Raw genomic sequence first — 16078 nt, forward strand, 5'->3', positions numbered from 1 at the left:
ATTGGGGAAGGTGTCATGAGTGACAACGTCGACGGTATGCCCGCCAAATTCGCCATGCTCGGACTGACATACGACGACGTGCTGCTGCTGCCCGGTGCGTCGGAGGTGCTGCCCAACGCGGTGAACACCGCCTCCCGGGTCTCGCGGAACGTCAGCGTGAACATCCCGCTGCTGTCCGCCGCGATGGACAAGGTCACCGAGGCGCGGATGGCGATCGCGATGGCGCGCCAGGGCGGCGCGGGCGTGCTGCACCGCAACCTCTCGATCGAGGACCAGGCCAACCAGGTCGACCTGGTCAAGCGCTCCGAGTCGGGCATGGTCACCGACCCGATCACGGTCCGGCCGGACGCCGCGCTCGCCGAGGCGGACGCGCTGTGCGCCAAGTTCCGGATCAGCGGGGTGCCGGTCACCGATGCCGCGGGCAAGCTGCTGGGCATCGTGACCAACCGCGACATGGCCTTCGAGATGGACCGCAGCCGTCAGGTCCGCGAGGTCATGACGCCGATGCCGCTGGTCACCGGCAAGGTCGGCATCTCCGGTGACGACGCCATCGAGCTGCTGCGCCGCCACAAGATCGAGAAGCTGCCGCTGGTCGACGACGCGGGTGTGCTCAAGGGCCTGATCACCGTCAAGGACTTCGTCAAGGCGGAGAAGTACCCGAACGCGGCCAAGGACGCCGAGGGCCGGCTGGTCGTCGGTGCCGCGGTGGGCGTCGGCGACGCGGCGTACGACCGGGCGCAGGCGCTGGTGGGGGCCGGGGCGGACTTCCTGGTCATCGACAGCGCGCACGGCCACAGCCGCGGCATCCTCGACATGATCGCCAAGGTCAAGTCCAACATCAACGTCGATGTCGTCGGCGGCAACGTCGCCACCCGGGACGGTGCCCAGGCGCTGATCGACGCGGGTGTCGACGGGGTGAAGGTCGGCGTCGGCCCCGGCTCGATCTGCACCACGCGGGTCGTCGCGGGCATCGGCGTGCCGCAGGTCACCGCGATCTACGAGGCCGCGCAGGCGTGCCACGCGGCGGATGTGCCGCTGATCGGCGACGGCGGCCTCCAGTTCTCCGGCGACATCGCCAAGGCGATCGCGGCCGGCGCGGACACCGTGATGCTGGGCTCGCTGCTCGCCGGGTGCGAGGAGTCGCCGGGCGAGATGGTCTTCATCAACGGCAAGCAGTTCAAGTCGTACCGGGGCATGGGCTCGCTGGGCGCGATGCAGTCGCGCGGCCAGGGCCGCTCGTACTCCAAGGACCGCTACTTCCAGGACAACGTCCTCTCCGAGGACAAGCTGGTCCCGGAGGGCATCGAGGGCCAGGTGCCCTACCGCGGCCCGCTGTCCTCGGTCGCCCACCAGCTCGTCGGCGGTCTGCGCGCCTCCATGGGCTACGTCGGCTCCGCCGACATCCCCGAGCTCAAGGAGAAGGGCCGCTTCGTGCGGATCACCGCCGCGGGCCTCAAGGAGAGCCACCCGCACGACGTCCACATGGTCACCGAGGCGCCCAACTACGCCCGGGGCTGAGCCGGTAGCGCCCGTCCGCGCCGTCCGCGTCGTGGACGTGATGCGGGCGCGGGCGGTGGAGTGAGACGCTGATGCGCCCCCTGTGTCCCCGGTCGGGGATACTGGGGGCGTATTCCGTAGGAAGGCAGAACACGTGACTGAGATCGAGATCGGACGCGGCAAGCGTGGCCGCCGGGCATACGCATTCGACGACATCGCCGTCGTACCCAGTCGTCGCACCCGCGACCCGAAGGAGGTCTCGATCGCCTGGCAGATCGATGCCTACCGCTTCGAGCTGCCGTTCCTGGCGGCTCCGATGGACTCTGTGGTCTCCCCGCAGACCGCTATCCGCATCGGCGAGCTGGGCGGCCTCGGCGTGCTCAACCTCGAAGGGCTCTGGACCCGGTACGAGGACCCCGAGCCGCTGCTCGCGGAGATCGCGGAGCTGGACGGCGCCACCGCCACCAGGCGGCTCCAGGAGATCTACGCCGCGCCGATCAAGGAAGAGCTGATCGGGCAGCGGATCAAGGAGGTGCGGGACGCCGGTGTCGTCACCGCCGCCGCACTCTCGCCGCAGCGCACCGCGCAGTTCTCCAAGGCGGTCGTGGACGCGGGCGTGGACATCTTCGTGATCCGCGGGACGACGGTCTCGGCCGAGCACGTGTCGAGCGCCGCCGAGCCGCTGAACCTGAAGCAGTTCATCTACGAGCTGGACGTGCCGGTCATCGTCGGCGGCTGCGCCACGTACACCGCGGCGCTGCACCTGATGCGTACCGGCGCGGCCGGTGTGCTGGTCGGTTTCGGCGGCGGGGCCGCGCACACCACCCGCAACGTCCTGGGCATCCAGGTGCCGATGGCGACCGCGGTGGCCGATGTCGCGGCGGCGCGCCGGGACTACATGGACGAGTCCGGCGGCCGGTATGTGCACGTCATCGCGGACGGCGGCGTGGGCTTCTCCGGCGACCTCCCGAAGGCGATCGCCTGCGGCGCGGACGCGGTGATGATGGGCTCGCCGCTGGCCCGTGCGACGGACGCGCCCGGCCGCGGCCACCACTGGGGCATGGAGGCCGTCCACCAGGACGTGCCGCGCGGCAAGCGGATGGACCTCGGCGCGGTCGGTACGACCGAGGAGATCCTGTGCGGTCCCTCGACGACGCCGGACGGGTCGATGAACTTCTTCGGCGCGCTGCGGCGCGCGATGGCGACCACCGGCTACTCCGAGCTGAAGGAGTTCCAGCGGGTGGAGGTCACGGTGGCGCCCCGGCGGTAGCCGCCCACGTTTTTGGCTTTCCCGCCGCGCGGGTTGCCGTTTCCCGCCTTCGGCGGGAGGGGGTGTCGGGGTTGGCCCCGGTGTGTGGTGGGTTGCGGGTGCAGCCCTCCGGGGGTGGGTGTTCGGACTGCTGCGCTTTACGTCCGAACACCCACCCCCTCCGGTCCGCCCCCTCCCGCCGGTGCGCGGACCCCGCCCCGGTGGGGGAAGTGAGAAGCCCGGTTGTGCCTTGGCGCGGCCGGGCTTTCGGCTTTCCGGAGAAGTGGGGCTACAGGCGGTGGGCGGCTCCGGTGGGGGTGGCGCCGCGGGTGTCGAGGAGGAGCTGGGCCTTGACCGCCAGGCCCTGGAGGTCGTACGTGCGGTGCGGCTGGAGCAGCACCGTCAGGTCGGCGGCACAGGCGGCCTCGTAGAGGGAGTCGGCGCGTGGGACCGGGCGGTCGAGGACGTTCCACTCGTAGACGTAGGGGTCGTGGTAGGTGAGGTGCGCGCCCAGTTCCATCAGGCGGGAGGCGACCTCGCGGGCCGGGGAGCCGGCCTGGTCGCCGATGTCGGGCTTGTAGGTGACGCCGAGCAGCAGGACCCGGGCACCGCGGGCGGACTTGCCGTGTTCGTTGAGGAGGGTGGCGCAGCGCTGGATGACATAGCGCGGCATCCGGCCGTTGACCTCCTGGGCGAGCTCCACCATGCGGAGCGGATGGCCCAGTGAACGGCCTTTGTAGGAGAGGTAGTTGGGGTCGATGGGGGCGGCGTGGCCGCCGACTCCGGGGCCGGGGCGGAAGGCCTGGAAGCCGAACGGCTTGGTCTCGGCGCAGCGGATGACGTCCCAGAGGTCGACGCCGATGTCGTGGCAGAAGACCGCCATCTCGTTCATCAGCGCGATGTTGACGTGGCGGTAGTTGGTCTCCAGCAGCTTGGCGGTCTCGGCCTCGCGGGGGCCGCGGGCGCGGACGACCTTGTCGGTGAGCCGGCCGTAGAAGGCGGCGGCGGCCTCGGTGCAGGCGGGGGTGAGGCCGCCGATGACCTTGGGGGTGTTGCCGTAGCGGTGGATGCGGTTGCCGGGGTCGTGGCGGGCGGGGGAGCAGGCGAGGTGGAAGTCGCGGCCCGCGGTGAGGCCGGAGCCCTCTTCGAGGAGGGGGCGGACGACGTCCTCCGTGGTGCCCGGGTAGCCGGTGGATTCGAGGATGACCGTGGTGTGCGGGCGCAGCCGCGCGGCCAGGGTGCGGGCCGCGTCGGTGACCGCGGACAGGTCCAGTGCGCGGTCCTCGCCGAGCGGGGTGGGGGCGCAGATGACGGCCGTACGGACCCGGCCGAGGGTGGTGGGGTCGGTGGTGGTGCGGAAGCCGGCGGACAGCAGCCGGCGGATCTCGGCGGGGGACAGCGGCCCGTCGGTGCCGGGGAGCGCGGCGGTGCGGGGGTCGGGGTCGTAGCCGATGGTGCCGATGCCGGCGGCGGTGGCGGCCTGGGCGAGCGGGAGGCCGAGGGCGCCGAGTCCGATGACGGCGAGGTCTGCGGGCATGCTGCTGCCGTCCTTCCCTGGCGACGGTGGGGTGCGTAGGCGCATGACGTATGCCGTTCCAGCGCATCTGCGACTAAAGCGGCATAAATAGACTAAGCGGATATTTGACCCAGAATGGGTATTGGCGGATCGAGGTGGCGGGGTGTTGCCGATGTGAGCGGAGGGTGGCTTGCGGCACCGGGCGCCGACAGAATCGACGGACGGGGGGTGTGGCTCCGATCACAGCGGGAGGCAGCGGTGAAGACAGCGACACTCGGACCGGCGCAGCGTGCCAAGGCACTCACCCAAATGGCAGAACGGGAACTGGACGTTCTGGTGGTCGGCGGCGGAGTCGTCGGCGCCGGTACGGCACTGGACGCGGCGACCCGGGGGCTGGACACCGGGCTGGTCGAGGCGCGCGACTGGGCCTCGGGCACGTCCAGCCGGTCGAGCAAGCTCATCCACGGCGGCCTGCGGTACCTGGAGATGCTGGACTTCGCGCTGGTGCGCGAGGCGCTGAAGGAGCGGGGGCTGCTGCTGGAGCGGTTGGCGCCGCATCTGGTCAAACCGGTCCCGTTCCTCTACCCGTTGCAGCACAAGGGCTGGGAGCGCTGGTACGCCGGCTCCGGGGTGGCGCTGTACGACGGGATGGCGGTCTCGTCGGGGCACGGGCGGGGGCTGCCCGTCCACCGCCATCTGTCGCACCGTAAGGCGCTGCGGGTGGCGCCCTGCCTGAAGAGGGGCGCGCTGGTCGGCGCGCTCCAGTACTACGACGCGCAGATGGACGACGCCCGGTACGTGGCGACCATCGTGCGGACCGCCGCCGCCTACGGGGCGAAGGTCGCCAACCGGGCGCGGGTGGTGGGTTTTCTGCGCGAGGGCGAGCGGGTGGTCGGCGCGCGGGTGCAGGACGTCGAGGGCGGCGGGACGCACGAGGTCCGGGCCCGGCAGGTCGTCAACGCGACCGGGGTGTGGACCGATGACACCCAGGCGCTGATCGGGGAGCGCGGGCAGTTCCACGTCCGGGCGTCGAAGGGGATCCACCTGGTCGTCCCCAAGGACCGGATCCATTCGACGACCGGGCTGATCCTGCGGACGGAGAAGAGCGTGCTGTTCGTCATCCCCTGGGGGCGGCACTGGATCGTGGGGACGACCGACACCGACTGGGATCTGGACAAGGCCCACCCGGCGGCCTCCAGCGCCGATATCGACTATCTGCTGGAGCATGTGAACGCGGTGCTCGCGACGCCGCTGACGAGGGATGACGTGGAGGGCGTCTACGCCGGGCTGCGGCCGTTGCTGGCCGGGGAGTCGGACGCCACCAGCAAGCTGTCGCGGGAGCACACCGTCGCGCATCCGGTGCCGGGCCTGGTGGTCGTCGCGGGCGGCAAGTACACCACGTACCGGGTGATGGCCAAGGACGCCGTGGACGAGGCGGTGCACGGGCTGGACGCCCGGGTCGCGGAGTGCGTCACGGAGGACGTGCCGCTGGTGGGGGCCGAGGGCTACAAGGCGCTGTGGAACGCGCGGGCCCGGATGGCGGCGCGGACCGGGCTGCATGTGGCCCGTATAGAGCACCTGTTGAACCGCTACGGGTCGCTCACGGAGGAGCTGCTGGAGCTGGTGGTGGCCGATCCTTCGCTGGGCGCGCCGCTGGCCGCCGCGGACGACTACCTGCGGGCCGAGGTCGTCTACGCCTGCACGCACGAGGGCGCCCGGCACCTCGACGACGTGCTGACCCGGCGGACCCGGATCTCCATCGAGACCTTCGACCGGGGCACCCGCAGCGGCCGCGAGGCCGCCGAACTGATGGCGCCGGCGCTCGGCTGGGACAGCGACCAGATCGAGAAGGAGATCGCGCACTACCGGAAGCGGGTCGAGGCGGAGCGCGAATCGCAGCGGCAGCCCGACGATCTGACGGCGGATGCGGCGCGGCTGGGCGCGCCGGACATCGTGCCGCTGTAGGGCCCGGACGCCCCGTCAGGCGCGGGGCGCGCAGAACTCCGCGGTGAGGACGGCCGTGCCGTCGGCGGGGCGGGCCGGTGTGTCGGTGTTGATCCGGTAGCTGACCACGTGCCGGCCGTCGGCGGTGCCCGCGCTCTGTGCGTACGAGCCGTTGATGTCGCCGTTGTGGCCCCAGACGGTGACGCCGCAGGGGAGTCGGGTGGCGTACAGGCCGAGGCCGTAGACGCCGTCGGTGGCCCGTTCGCTGCGCAACTCGGCCATCTGGCGCGGCGCCAGGAGCCGGCCTCCGAGGAGCGCGGCGAAGAACCGGTTGAGGTCGCCGAGGGTGGTGACCATCTCACCCGCCGCGCCGGCCCGGCTGGGGTTGAGCGAGGTGCTGTCGACGCGGTGGTCGCCGATCCGGGAGTAGCCGCGGCCGTGCGGTGCGGGCAGCGCCGCGCGCTCGCCGGGGAAGGAGGTGTCGTGCAGGCCCGCGGGCCTCAGGATGCGGCGGCTGACCTCGGCGGCGTACGGGTGGCCGGTGACCGCCCTGATGACCAGGCCGAGCACCAGGTAGTTGGTGTTGGAGTAGGAGTAGCGGGCGCCCGGGGCGGCCACCGGCGGATGGTCGAGGGCGATCCGCAGCAGTTCGGCCGGGGGGTAGCGGTCGTAGCGGTGGGCGCGGAAGTCCTTGCCGTACAGTTGTTCGGAGAGTCGGGGGTCCTCGGTGTAGTTGAACAAACCACTCGTGTGGTCCAGCAGCTGGTGGATCGTTACCCGCCGCAGATCGCTGTGGCCGCCGGCGCCGGTGACCGGCACTCCGGCCGGCAGCCGCGCGCCCGCGGCGTCGTCCAGGGCGAGTTTCCGCTCCGCGACGAGTTGCAGGACCACCGTGGCGACGAGAGTTTTGGTGAGACTGCCCGCGCGGAAGTGGTCCAGGCGGCCCATCTTCCGGCCGCTGCGCAGATCGGCGACGCCGGCCGTGGCGAACCGCGAGGCGGCGATCCGGCCGTTGCGGGTGGTCAGCGAAGCGGCGCCGGGCGCCCCGTCGGCGACCAGGCGGTGCAGTGCGGCCACCGTGGTGGCCGACGGCCGGGATGGCTCCGCGGACGGATCGGAGACGGTGCCTGACGTGGTACACGCCGTCAGGGCCAGTGCGGCCAGGGCGGCCTGGGCAGCCTGGGCGGCGCACAGGAGAGTGCGGAGCATCGTGCGGGGCGCCGCGTGGCGGGTTCCCGGTGGTCCCGGGCGCGGCGGGCGGTTTGCCAAAAAGAACTCCCGTCGTCGGGGCCATCATGACGGGTGCGCGGCGTTGCTCCGCACCGACCCGGGCCTTCCGCATGGCCGCGGATGAGGGAGAATGAAGGCTCTGCCAGGGTGGGTTGTCCGAGTTGGGCCAGTTTGGCGTCGATGGAGAATCGAAGCTGCCAACTCGGCTGGATTGCAGAGGGGATTCAGTGGGCGACGAGGTCGAGATGGACGGCAAGGAGGGCAGGCTGCTCGCCGGCCGGTACCGGCTCGCCGATGTTCTCGGCCGGGGCGGTATGGGCACTGTCTGGCGGGCCGAAGACGAGGTCCTGGGCCGTACGGTCGCGGTCAAGGAACTGCGCTTCCCCGGCGGGGTCGAGGAGGACGAGAAGCGCCGCCTGATCACCCGCACGCTGCGCGAGGCCAAGGCGATCGCCAGGATCCGCAACAACGGCGCGGTGACGGTCTACGACGTGGTCGACGAGGACGACCGGCCGTGGATCGTGATGGAGCTCGTCGAGGGCCGCTCGCTCGCCGAGGTGGTCCGCGACGACGGTCCGCTGACCCCGCGGCGCACCGCCGAGGTCGGCCTCGCCGTGCTCGACGTGCTGCGCGCCGCCCACGGCCAGGGCATCCTGCACCGCGATGTGAAGCCGTCCAACGTCCTGATGTCGGACGACGGCCGGGTCGTGCTCACCGACTTCGGGATCGCCCAGGTCGAGGGCGACCCCTCGGTGACCTCGACCGGCATGCTCGTCGGCGCGCCCTCGTACATCTCCCCGGAGCGGGCCCGCGGCCAGAAGCCGGGCCCGCCGGCCGACATGTGGTCCCTGGGCGGGCTGCTCTACGCCTGCGTGGAGGGCGTCCCGCCGTACGACAAGGGCTCGGCGATCGCCACGCTCACGGCCGTGATGACCGAGCCGATCCAGCCGCCCAAGAGCGCCGGGCCGCTGGAGGACGTCATCCACGGCCTGCTGGTCAAGGACCCGGCGGCCCGCCTGGACGACGCCGGCGCGCGGGCGCTGCTGCTGGACGTCATCCACGCCCCGGAGCCCAAGCCGGAGCCCCCGGCGGACGCCACCCGGGCGATGGCGCTGCCCACGGCGCCCAAGGAGCGGTCGGAGCGGTCCGACGCCGCGAAGCCCGCCAAGCCGGCGAAGAGCGCGGTCAAGCAGCGGATACCGCGGAAGCCCAAGGGGAAGCCCGCGGGCGCCGCGGCCGGGACGGCGGCGGCCGTGGAGTCCGGCGGCGCCGCGGGGACCGCCGCGGCGACCGGTTCCGGTGGCTCCGGCGGCGCGGCCGGCGCTGCCGCGTCCGCCGGGACGAAGGCGAAGACGCCGAACGCGGCGGAGAAGAAGGGCGATTCGGGGCAGCGGGGCAAGGGCGCTCCGGAGCGGCCCGGTTCCGGGCCGAAGGATCCGGAGCGCACGGCCCCGGCCGCGTCCGGCGCGGACCGGTCGCCGGCCCGCCTGGGATTCGCCTCGGAGGCCACCAAGGAGCGGATGCGCGCCGCCCTGAAGTCCGTACGGAACGCCGCCGCGGCTGCCGCGGCCCGCCCGGAGTCCAGACCCGACGACGACGGGAACCGCCCCGCCGCCCCGCGTGCTTCGGTCACCGACGTCGTCCCGCGCCGCACCCTGATCATCGCGGTCGTCGTGGTCGTCGCGGTGCTGGGCACGGTGCTCGCCCTGGTGTTCAGCAGCAGCGGCGACAACAGCAGCAGCGACAACGCGGCCGGGCCGCGCGGGAAGGGGGCGTCCGCGAGCGAGGCGGCCACGCGGTCGGCCGACGCGGGCACGGATCCGGGCACGGACGAGCCGGACGCCGCCGGGTCGCCCAAGTCGGGCGGGGCGCCGGGCGGCACCCCGGGCGACACCAAGAGCGGCAAGGGCGGCACGGGCGGCAAGGGAGGCAAGGACGACAAGAGCGGCAAGGGCGCCGACGCGGTCCCGGCCGGTTTCGCCGAGGTCGCCAACGGCGGGTTCCACTTCCGTATGGCCATGCCCGACGGCTTCCGGCAGACCGCCACGGCCGGCGAGAACTCCGGCGCCATATACAGCGCCTCGGGCGGCTTCCCGCGCGTCCAGATCGACTTCAACGACCAGCCCGGCCAGGACGCGGCGGCCTCCTGGCGCAGCCTGGAGCCGAGCGTGGCAGGCTCCAGCGAGGACTACCACCTCATCGGCATCAAGGCCATCGACTGGCGGGGCTACCCGACCGTCGCGGACTGGTCGTTCACCCGCCGGCAGAACGGCACGGAGGTGCGGGTGCTCAACCGCGGCTTCCGGGTCGACGACCAGCACGGCTACGCCATCATGATCACCTGCAAGGCGGACGCCTGGGACGAGAAGGAGTGCCGGCAGCTGCGCGACACGGCCTTCCGGACGTTCACGGTGAAGGACTGACCCGGACGGATCGCGCACGGCCGGCCGCCCGGACGGCGCGGCCGGTCCCGGCCCGGTGCGGACGGACACGGCGCGCGGTGCGGCCCGGCGGGCTCAACTGTCAGCGCTGCCACGTATCGTGAGAAGTCCAGAGCCGTACGTATCCGCGATCCGCGGGAATGCGGCGCGGACCCCGGGGAGGCGCTGTGGAGGAGTACGCGATGGGGGCACCTCCCATGCCGTTCAGGCAAGGGGGGAGAGTGCTCGCCGAGCGCTACCGCCTGCCCGTGCGCCCCTCCGGCGACGGCTCCGGCGGCGACGGCGGCGGTGCCGTGGACGGCTTCGAGGCGGGCCTCGACGCCCCTCCCGCCGACCGGTTCGCCGACACCCGGGCGTTCGACACCTACAGCGGCCAGGAGGTGCTGGTCCGTCAGGTGCCGCTGCCGGAGGTGGTGGACGCCGAGGTCGTCGGGGCCGACGGCGGGCGGCCGGGGTTCGCGGAGTCCGGGTTCGCCGACGGGGGCGGGGCGCGGTCCCGGAGAGCCGGGGGCGGTGCCGACCGCAGCCCCCGGGATCCCGTCGTACGGCGCGTCCTGGAGGCGGCGACGGCGGCTGCCCAGCTGCCCGACCACCCGCTGCTCGACCAGGTCTTCGACGTCTTCGCGCAGGACGGCAGCCTGTGGATCGTCGGTGAACGCCTCCCGGCCCGCCCGCTGTCCGCGCTGCTCGCCGAGCGGACGCTGTCCCCGCACCGCGCCGCGGAGATCGCCGCCGATGTGCTGACGGCGCTGCGCGCCCTGCATGCGCACGGCTGGATCCACCGCAACATCACCGCCCGTACGGTCATGGTCTGCGACGACGGCCGGGCCATCCTGACCGGTCTGGCGGCCGGGGCGGCCCAGGAGGCGCTGTGTGGGTACGACCCGGTGCCCGGGCCGGGGGACGGGCCCGCGGCGGGTGCCGCGTCCCCGGGCCGGACGTCGCTGGTCAAGCAGGCGCGGGGCGCCGCCGATGACGCGCCCGCCCCCGAGGAGAGGCCCACCGGGCTCACGGGGCTCGCCGCCGAGCGGGCCCGGCAGGCGCGGCTCCAGGTCGTCGGGGCGGTCACCGAGCGCTGGGCGCCGGAGCAGGCCGGGCCGGTCGGCGAGGGCGCGGCGCCGGCTCCGGAGGCGGGTCCGGCCGCGGATCTGTGGGCGGTCGGCGCGCTGCTGTTCCGCAGCGTGCAGGGGCATCCCCCGTTCCCCGAGGAGAGCGCCGCCGAGCTGGTGCGGCTGGTGGGGGCGCAGCCGCCCGCCGGTGCCGCGGAGTGCGGGGCGCTGCGCCCGGTCGTCGAGGCGCTGCTGTGCCAGGACCCGGCCGCCCGCCCGGAGTTCGAGGAGCTGCGCGCCCGGCTGCGGGCGCTGATCCGTACGGCGCCGGAGCCGGATCTGGGCAGCCGGCTGGTGACGCTGCCCGCGCTGGAGCAGGGCGCCGATCCGCGCCGGCTGCCGATCGTCCGGCGCCGCGGCGAACTGGTCCGCAGGGGGCGGCAGAAGAAGGTCCGGGCCCGCGGCGAGCAGCCGCGCCCGGGGGCCGACGGGCGGCCCGCGCCGGTCGGCCGGGCGCAGCCGTCGCGTCCGGCGCGGATCCCCGAGCAGCCCAAGCCGCTGCGGCGCCCCAAGGCCGCCCGGCCCGCCCGGCCGCCCCGGTCCGCGAGCCGCCCGTCCGGCGATCCGTACGAGGCGCAGGAGCTGCTGGGCCATGTCGGGCTCGGGCGCGCGCCGCAGCGGGCGCGGCCGGGGCGGGCGCCGCGAAGCCTGGGCCGGGTGCTGCTGACGGTGATCCTGCTCCTGATGGTCGGCGGGATCGCGTACGCCATGGTGTTCCTGCCGAAGTCCGGCGCGGCATCGGCGGGCGGCCCGTCCGGCGCGGACCTCAGCGGCTCCTCGGGCGCGGCGCCCGGCGGCAGCCCCACCCCTTCGGCCGGGCGGGACGGCGGCGGGACCGGCGGCAGCGCCTCCCCGGGGACCGGCGAGCCGCAGACCACCGCGCCCGGGAATCTCGCGCCGGGCTACGAGCTGCGGACGGACCCCATGGGGTTCCAGGTCGCGGTCCCCAAGGGCTGGCAGCGCCGTGCCGAGACCGATCGCAGCCAGGTGCGCTATACGGGCGGCGACTTCGAGCTGGTGGTCGTGCCCGGCCGGGACACGACGGCGCAGGCCGGCGCGGACCCGATGGCGTATCAGCAGGACAAGGAGGCCGAGCTGGCGCCCTACCGGTCTTCCGGCTGGTCCTCGTCGTCCGGGCTGCGGCGCATCGACGTGGGGCAGACGGCGATGGCCGAGGGCACCTTCACCTGGCGGGACAGCAGTGGCCGCCAGGTCTACGTCCGCAACCTCGCGATGATCCACAACGGCCGCTACCACATCGTCATGGTCATCGGCCCGGACGCCGGCCGCGGCGAGGTGGACAAGCTGTACGAGCAGGCGAGCAGCGCATACCGCCCCAACTAGCCGGGGCGTAGGGCTGGTTGGCGTTCGCCGGCCGTCATCGCGCACTCAGACCCCGCCGCCCCCGCCGCCCCCGCCGCCCCCGTCGCCGTCTTCGCCCCCGCCGCCCCCTTCGCCCCCGAACCGCTCCCGCAGCCCTGCTTGAGCACCTTGCGCAGCGTCGCGCCGCGCGGCAGGGCGGGCAGCACCTCCAGCTGCTCGGGCAGTTTGTGCGGCGCCAGGCCCTGCGAGAGCAGCCGGGAGGCACGGGGGAGGGGCCGGCTCGTCGAGATAGCCGCGGAAGACGGACGGCCCGCGCAGCAGGATCTCCCCGCTGTCGGGCGCGATACGGATCTCCATGCCGGCGGGCGGCCGGCCGTCGGTACCGGCGAGCAGTTCGGGGCTGTCGCAGGGGTCGCCCATGGTGACCATCGGCGCCTCGGTCAGCGCGTATCCGTGGGTCAGCTGACAGCCCAGCTCGGCGACGAACTCGTGGTACAGCTCGGGCGGCTTGGGGGCGCCGCCCCCGGCCAGCAGCCGCAGGGACGGCAACAGCCGCTGTCCCGGCGGGAGTTTGCGCTGTTCGGCGAGGAAGAGGGTGTAGCAGGCGGTGGAGCCGCCGGCGACGGTGACCCGGTGGCGCCGGTAGGCGGCGAGCGAGCCCGCTCGTACAGTCCGGCGGCGACCCGTTCCGCGCGCCGGTGCAGCCCGCCGAAGGTGATCCGGCGCTCGTGCCGGGCCGAGGGGGCGCCCTGGATGAGCGCGGCGGCGTCGGGCGTGCGGGCGGCCCGCCAGGCGACCAGGTCCCAGAGGGTGCTGCCGGTCATGCGGCTCTCCCGTCGGCTGCTGCCGTCCCTCCGGCGGCCGGCCAGAGGTCTTTCTGGCGCAACGTCAGATTCCTATCCGGGGTTAAGGGTCGGCACCTTGCCGGTCCAGAGGGCCCCGGCTAGGCTCTTTCTGACGGTACATCAGATATGGATGCCGCCGACCGGGACCGCGCCGGGACGACCGGACGCGGGGCGAGGGGAACAGGGGAGCCCGATGGAGCCACCGCGCACCGCCAGCGCCGACGACCGCCCGAGCGGGCTCGCGCACCGCCGCACGGCCCGGCCCCCGAAGAACCGCCGGGACCGCTAGTGGACCTCACGTACACCGAGGAGGAGGAAGCCTTCCGGGCGCGGCTGCGGGAGTGGCTCGCCGAGGTGCTGCCGAAGGTGCCGCCGAAGCCGGCCGCGGCCGACTGGCCCGGCCGGCGGGCGTATGACGCGGCGTGGCAGCGGATGCTGTACGACGCCGGGTACGCCGGACTGCACTGGCCCGTCGACGCCGGGGGCCAAGGTGCCACGCCCACCCAGCACTTGATCTATCTGGAGGAGTCCGAGAAGGCCGGCGCCCCGTACGTCGGCGCGAACTTCGTCGGCCTGCTGCACGCCGGCCCCACCATCGCCGCGGAGGGCTCCGCCGCGCAGCGCGCCCGCTGGCTGCCGCCCATCCTGCGCGGCGACGAGATCTGGTGCCAGGGCTTCAGCGAACCGGACGCCGGCTCCGACCTCGCCTCGCTCCGTACGAAGGCCGTACGGGACGGCGACGACTATGTGGTCTCCGGCAGCAAGATCTGGACCTCGCACGCCGAGGTCGCCGACTGGTGCGAACTGCTCGTCCGCACCGACCCCGAGGCCCCCCGGCACCGCGGCATCAGCTGGCTGGCGATGCCGATGGACGCCCCCGGGGTGACCGTACGGCCGCTGCGGACGCTCGCCGGGTCGGCCGAGTTCGCCGAGGTGTTCCTCGACGAGGTGCGGGTGCCGGCCGCGCACCGCGTCGGCGCGGAGCACGACGGCTGGCGGGTGACGATGGTGACGTTGTCCTTCGAGCGCGGCACCGCGTTCGTCGGCGAGGTGGTGGCCTGCCGCCGGGTGCTCGGTGCGCTTGCCCGTACGGCTCGTGCGAACGGCCGCTGGGACGATGCGGTGCTCCGCCGCCGGCTGGGCAGGCTGCACGCGGAGTTCGCGGCACTGTGGCGGCTGACCCAGTGGAACGTCAGCGAAGCACAGAGCATCGGCGGCGTCCCCGGCAGCGGCGGCTCGGTCTTCAAGCTGCGCTATTCGCACGCCCGCCAGGAGCTCTACGACGCGGCGGCGGAGGTGCTGGGCGCGGAATCGCTGGACGCCGACCGGGAGTGGGTCGCCGACCGCCTCTCCGCCCTCTCGTACACCATCGCCGCGGGCACCTCCCAGATCCAGCAGAACATCGTCGCCGAGCGGATCCTCGGCCTGCCGAAGGGGCGGTGACCGGGCCGGTGCACTTCCAACTCACCGACGACCAACGGGCGTTGCGGGACGGCACCCGCGAGCTGCTGGTCGGGCGCCACGACCGGGACCGGCTGCGGGGTAGGGGTCTCCCCTGCTCATGGGGGTCCCCCCGCTCATGGGGGTCCCCCCGCTCATGGGGGTCCCCCCGCTCGAACGAAGTTGAGAGTGGGGGAGAAGTTGAGAGTGGGGGAGAAGTTGAGAGTGGGGGAGAAGCTGAGAGTGGGGGAGGAGTTGAGAGCTCGGGGGAGGTCGACGACCCGGCACTCGACCGCGCGCTGTGGCGCGAGCTGGGCGACGCCGGGTTCTTCGCGCTGCGGCTCCCGGAGGCGGCGGGCGGCGTCGGCCTGGGGCTGCCGGAGGCCGTCCTGGTCTTCGAGGAGGCCGGCCGGGCGCTGCTGCCGGGACCGCTGGTGGCCGGGCAGCTGCTGGCCGGGGTGGTGGACGGCGTGGCGGCCGGCGAGCGGATCGCCGGGCTGTGCGACGCCGCGGCCGATCCGGTGCTGTGGGAGCACCCGGCCGGCTGCGACGAGGTGGTGTTCCTGGGGGAGGGCACACGGGGCGCACGGGGGCGCACCGGCGAGGCGTACCGGAGCGCAGCCGCCGATGTCACCTGCGCCCCCTTCGCCTCCGTGGACCCGCTGACGCCGCTCGCCCGCGTCACCGGCCGGTCGCGCTCCACCCCGCTCGCCCTGGACGTGCCCCGCCTGCGCCGGGAGGCGGCCCTGCTGACCGCCGCCCAGCAGCTGGGCAGCGCCGCCCGCACTGTCGAGATGGCGGTCGCCCATGCCCGGCGGCGCGAGCAGTTCGGCGCGCCCATCGGCTCCTTCCAGGCGGTCAAGCACCTGTGCGCGCAGATGCTGGTACGCGCCGAGCTCGCCCGGAGCGCGGTGTACGCGGCGGCGGTGACGGACGACGCCCTCGATGTCGCGGGCGCCAAGCTGCTCGCCGACGAGGCCGCGGTGCGCAACGCCCGGGACTGCGTCCAGGTCCACGGCGGGATGGGCTTCACCTGGGAGGCCGATGTCCATCTGCATCTCAAGCGGGCCTGGCTGCGGGCCGAATGCTGGGGCACCGCCCGGGAGGCGGAGGAAGCGCTGGCCGACGCGCTGCCGGGGTGACGGACGATGTCAGACTCTGGCAACTCGTGTGCGGAATGTCGGACTCGGCACGCATAAGCGGTCACGGAGGGTCGATATCGGGTTGTGTCCTAGGCGTGACTCGTCACACGCGGGAGTCGGGGCCCTGCTCGGGTACTCTCCGTTGGGTGCGAGTGGTCCTGAGGCGCAGGGGTCGCGGTGCCGCCGGAAGGGCGGCTCCGGGCTACGGACTGCGCGCCGCTCGCCTCGGGCAAGTCCCCGATGGCCCCCCATGTTCGACTCCCCGCAATGTGCGTCGCACAGTATGCCGCACGCATACTCCCTTGCGCTGGAATATGCCCGAAGCGGTTGTTGCGGTGACTG

The 16078-nt window shown here is 73.5% G+C and carries 9 protein-coding genes and 1 pseudogene; 7 read left to right on the forward strand and 3 right to left on the reverse strand.

What is annotated here, in order from left to right; translation table 11 throughout:
- Nucleotides 1–15 precede the first annotated feature (15 nt).
- The gene (guaB, locus tag IEZ17_RS30445) at nt 16–1518 is read left to right on the forward strand and encodes an IMP dehydrogenase (RefSeq protein WP_189305764.1); all 1503 of its coding nucleotides are present in this window, start codon (nt 16–18) and stop codon (nt 1516–1518) included.
- Nucleotides 1519–1651: 133 nt separating this feature from the next.
- On the forward strand, nt 1652–2767 hold the full coding sequence (locus IEZ17_RS30450) for a GuaB3 family IMP dehydrogenase-related protein (protein WP_189305766.1): 1116 nt from the start codon (nt 1652–1654) through the stop codon (nt 2765–2767).
- Between the two features lie 268 nt (nt 2768–3035).
- Here IEZ17_RS30450 and IEZ17_RS30455 read toward each other — a convergent pair whose 3' ends face one another.
- Nucleotides 3036–4283, reverse strand: coding sequence for a nucleotide sugar dehydrogenase (locus tag IEZ17_RS30455; RefSeq protein ID WP_189305768.1), 1248 nt, complete (start codon nt 4281–4283; stop codon nt 3036–3038).
- 237 nt (nt 4284–4520) lie between these two features.
- Between IEZ17_RS30455 and IEZ17_RS30460 the strand changes: the two genes are divergently transcribed.
- A complete protein-coding gene (locus IEZ17_RS30460) occupies nt 4521–6227 on the forward strand; it encodes a glycerol-3-phosphate dehydrogenase/oxidase (protein ID WP_189305770.1) in 1707 nt (568 codons plus the stop codon).
- Between the two features lie 15 nt (nt 6228–6242).
- Here the strand turns inward: IEZ17_RS30460 and IEZ17_RS30465 are convergent, their stop codons facing one another.
- A complete protein-coding gene (locus IEZ17_RS30465) occupies nt 6243–7415 on the reverse strand; it encodes a serine hydrolase domain-containing protein (protein WP_189305772.1) in 1173 nt (390 codons plus the stop codon).
- Between the two features lie 248 nt (nt 7416–7663).
- Here IEZ17_RS30465 and IEZ17_RS30470 point away from each other — a divergent pair, with 248 nt between their 5' ends.
- Both IEZ17_RS30470 and IEZ17_RS30475 read left to right on the forward strand, forming a co-directional pair.
- On the forward strand, nt 7664–9859 hold the full coding sequence (locus IEZ17_RS30470; protein WP_189305774.1) for a serine/threonine-protein kinase: 2196 nt from the start codon (nt 7664–7666) through the stop codon (nt 9857–9859).
- Between the two features lie 200 nt (nt 9860–10059).
- A complete protein-coding gene (locus tag IEZ17_RS30475) occupies nt 10060–12330 on the forward strand; it encodes a serine/threonine kinase C-terminal domain-containing protein (protein WP_229852808.1) in 2271 nt (756 codons plus the stop codon).
- Nucleotides 12331–12375: 45 nt separating this feature from the next.
- Here the strand turns inward: IEZ17_RS30475 and IEZ17_RS44275 are convergent.
- Nucleotides 12376–12966 (reverse strand): annotated as a pseudogene (locus IEZ17_RS44275) (AMP-binding protein); the annotation flags it as partial.
- Between the two features lie 476 nt (nt 12967–13442).
- Between IEZ17_RS44275 and IEZ17_RS30485 the strand changes: the two are divergent.
- Nucleotides 13443–14597, forward strand: a complete 1155-nt coding sequence (locus IEZ17_RS30485; RefSeq protein ID WP_189305776.1) for an acyl-CoA dehydrogenase family protein — start codon at nt 13443–13445, stop codon at nt 14595–14597.
- Between the two features lie 8 nt (nt 14598–14605).
- Nucleotides 14606–15736: an acyl-CoA dehydrogenase family protein gene (locus tag IEZ17_RS30490; RefSeq protein WP_373300001.1), complete on the forward strand. Its 1131-nt coding sequence runs from the start codon at nt 14606–14608 to the stop codon at nt 15734–15736.
- The last annotated feature ends 342 nt before the right edge of the window (nt 15737–16078 follow it).

The organism is Streptomyces albospinus (assembly GCF_014648695.1).
Taxonomy (GTDB): Bacteria; Actinomycetota; Actinomycetes; order Streptomycetales; family Streptomycetaceae; genus Streptomyces; species Streptomyces albospinus.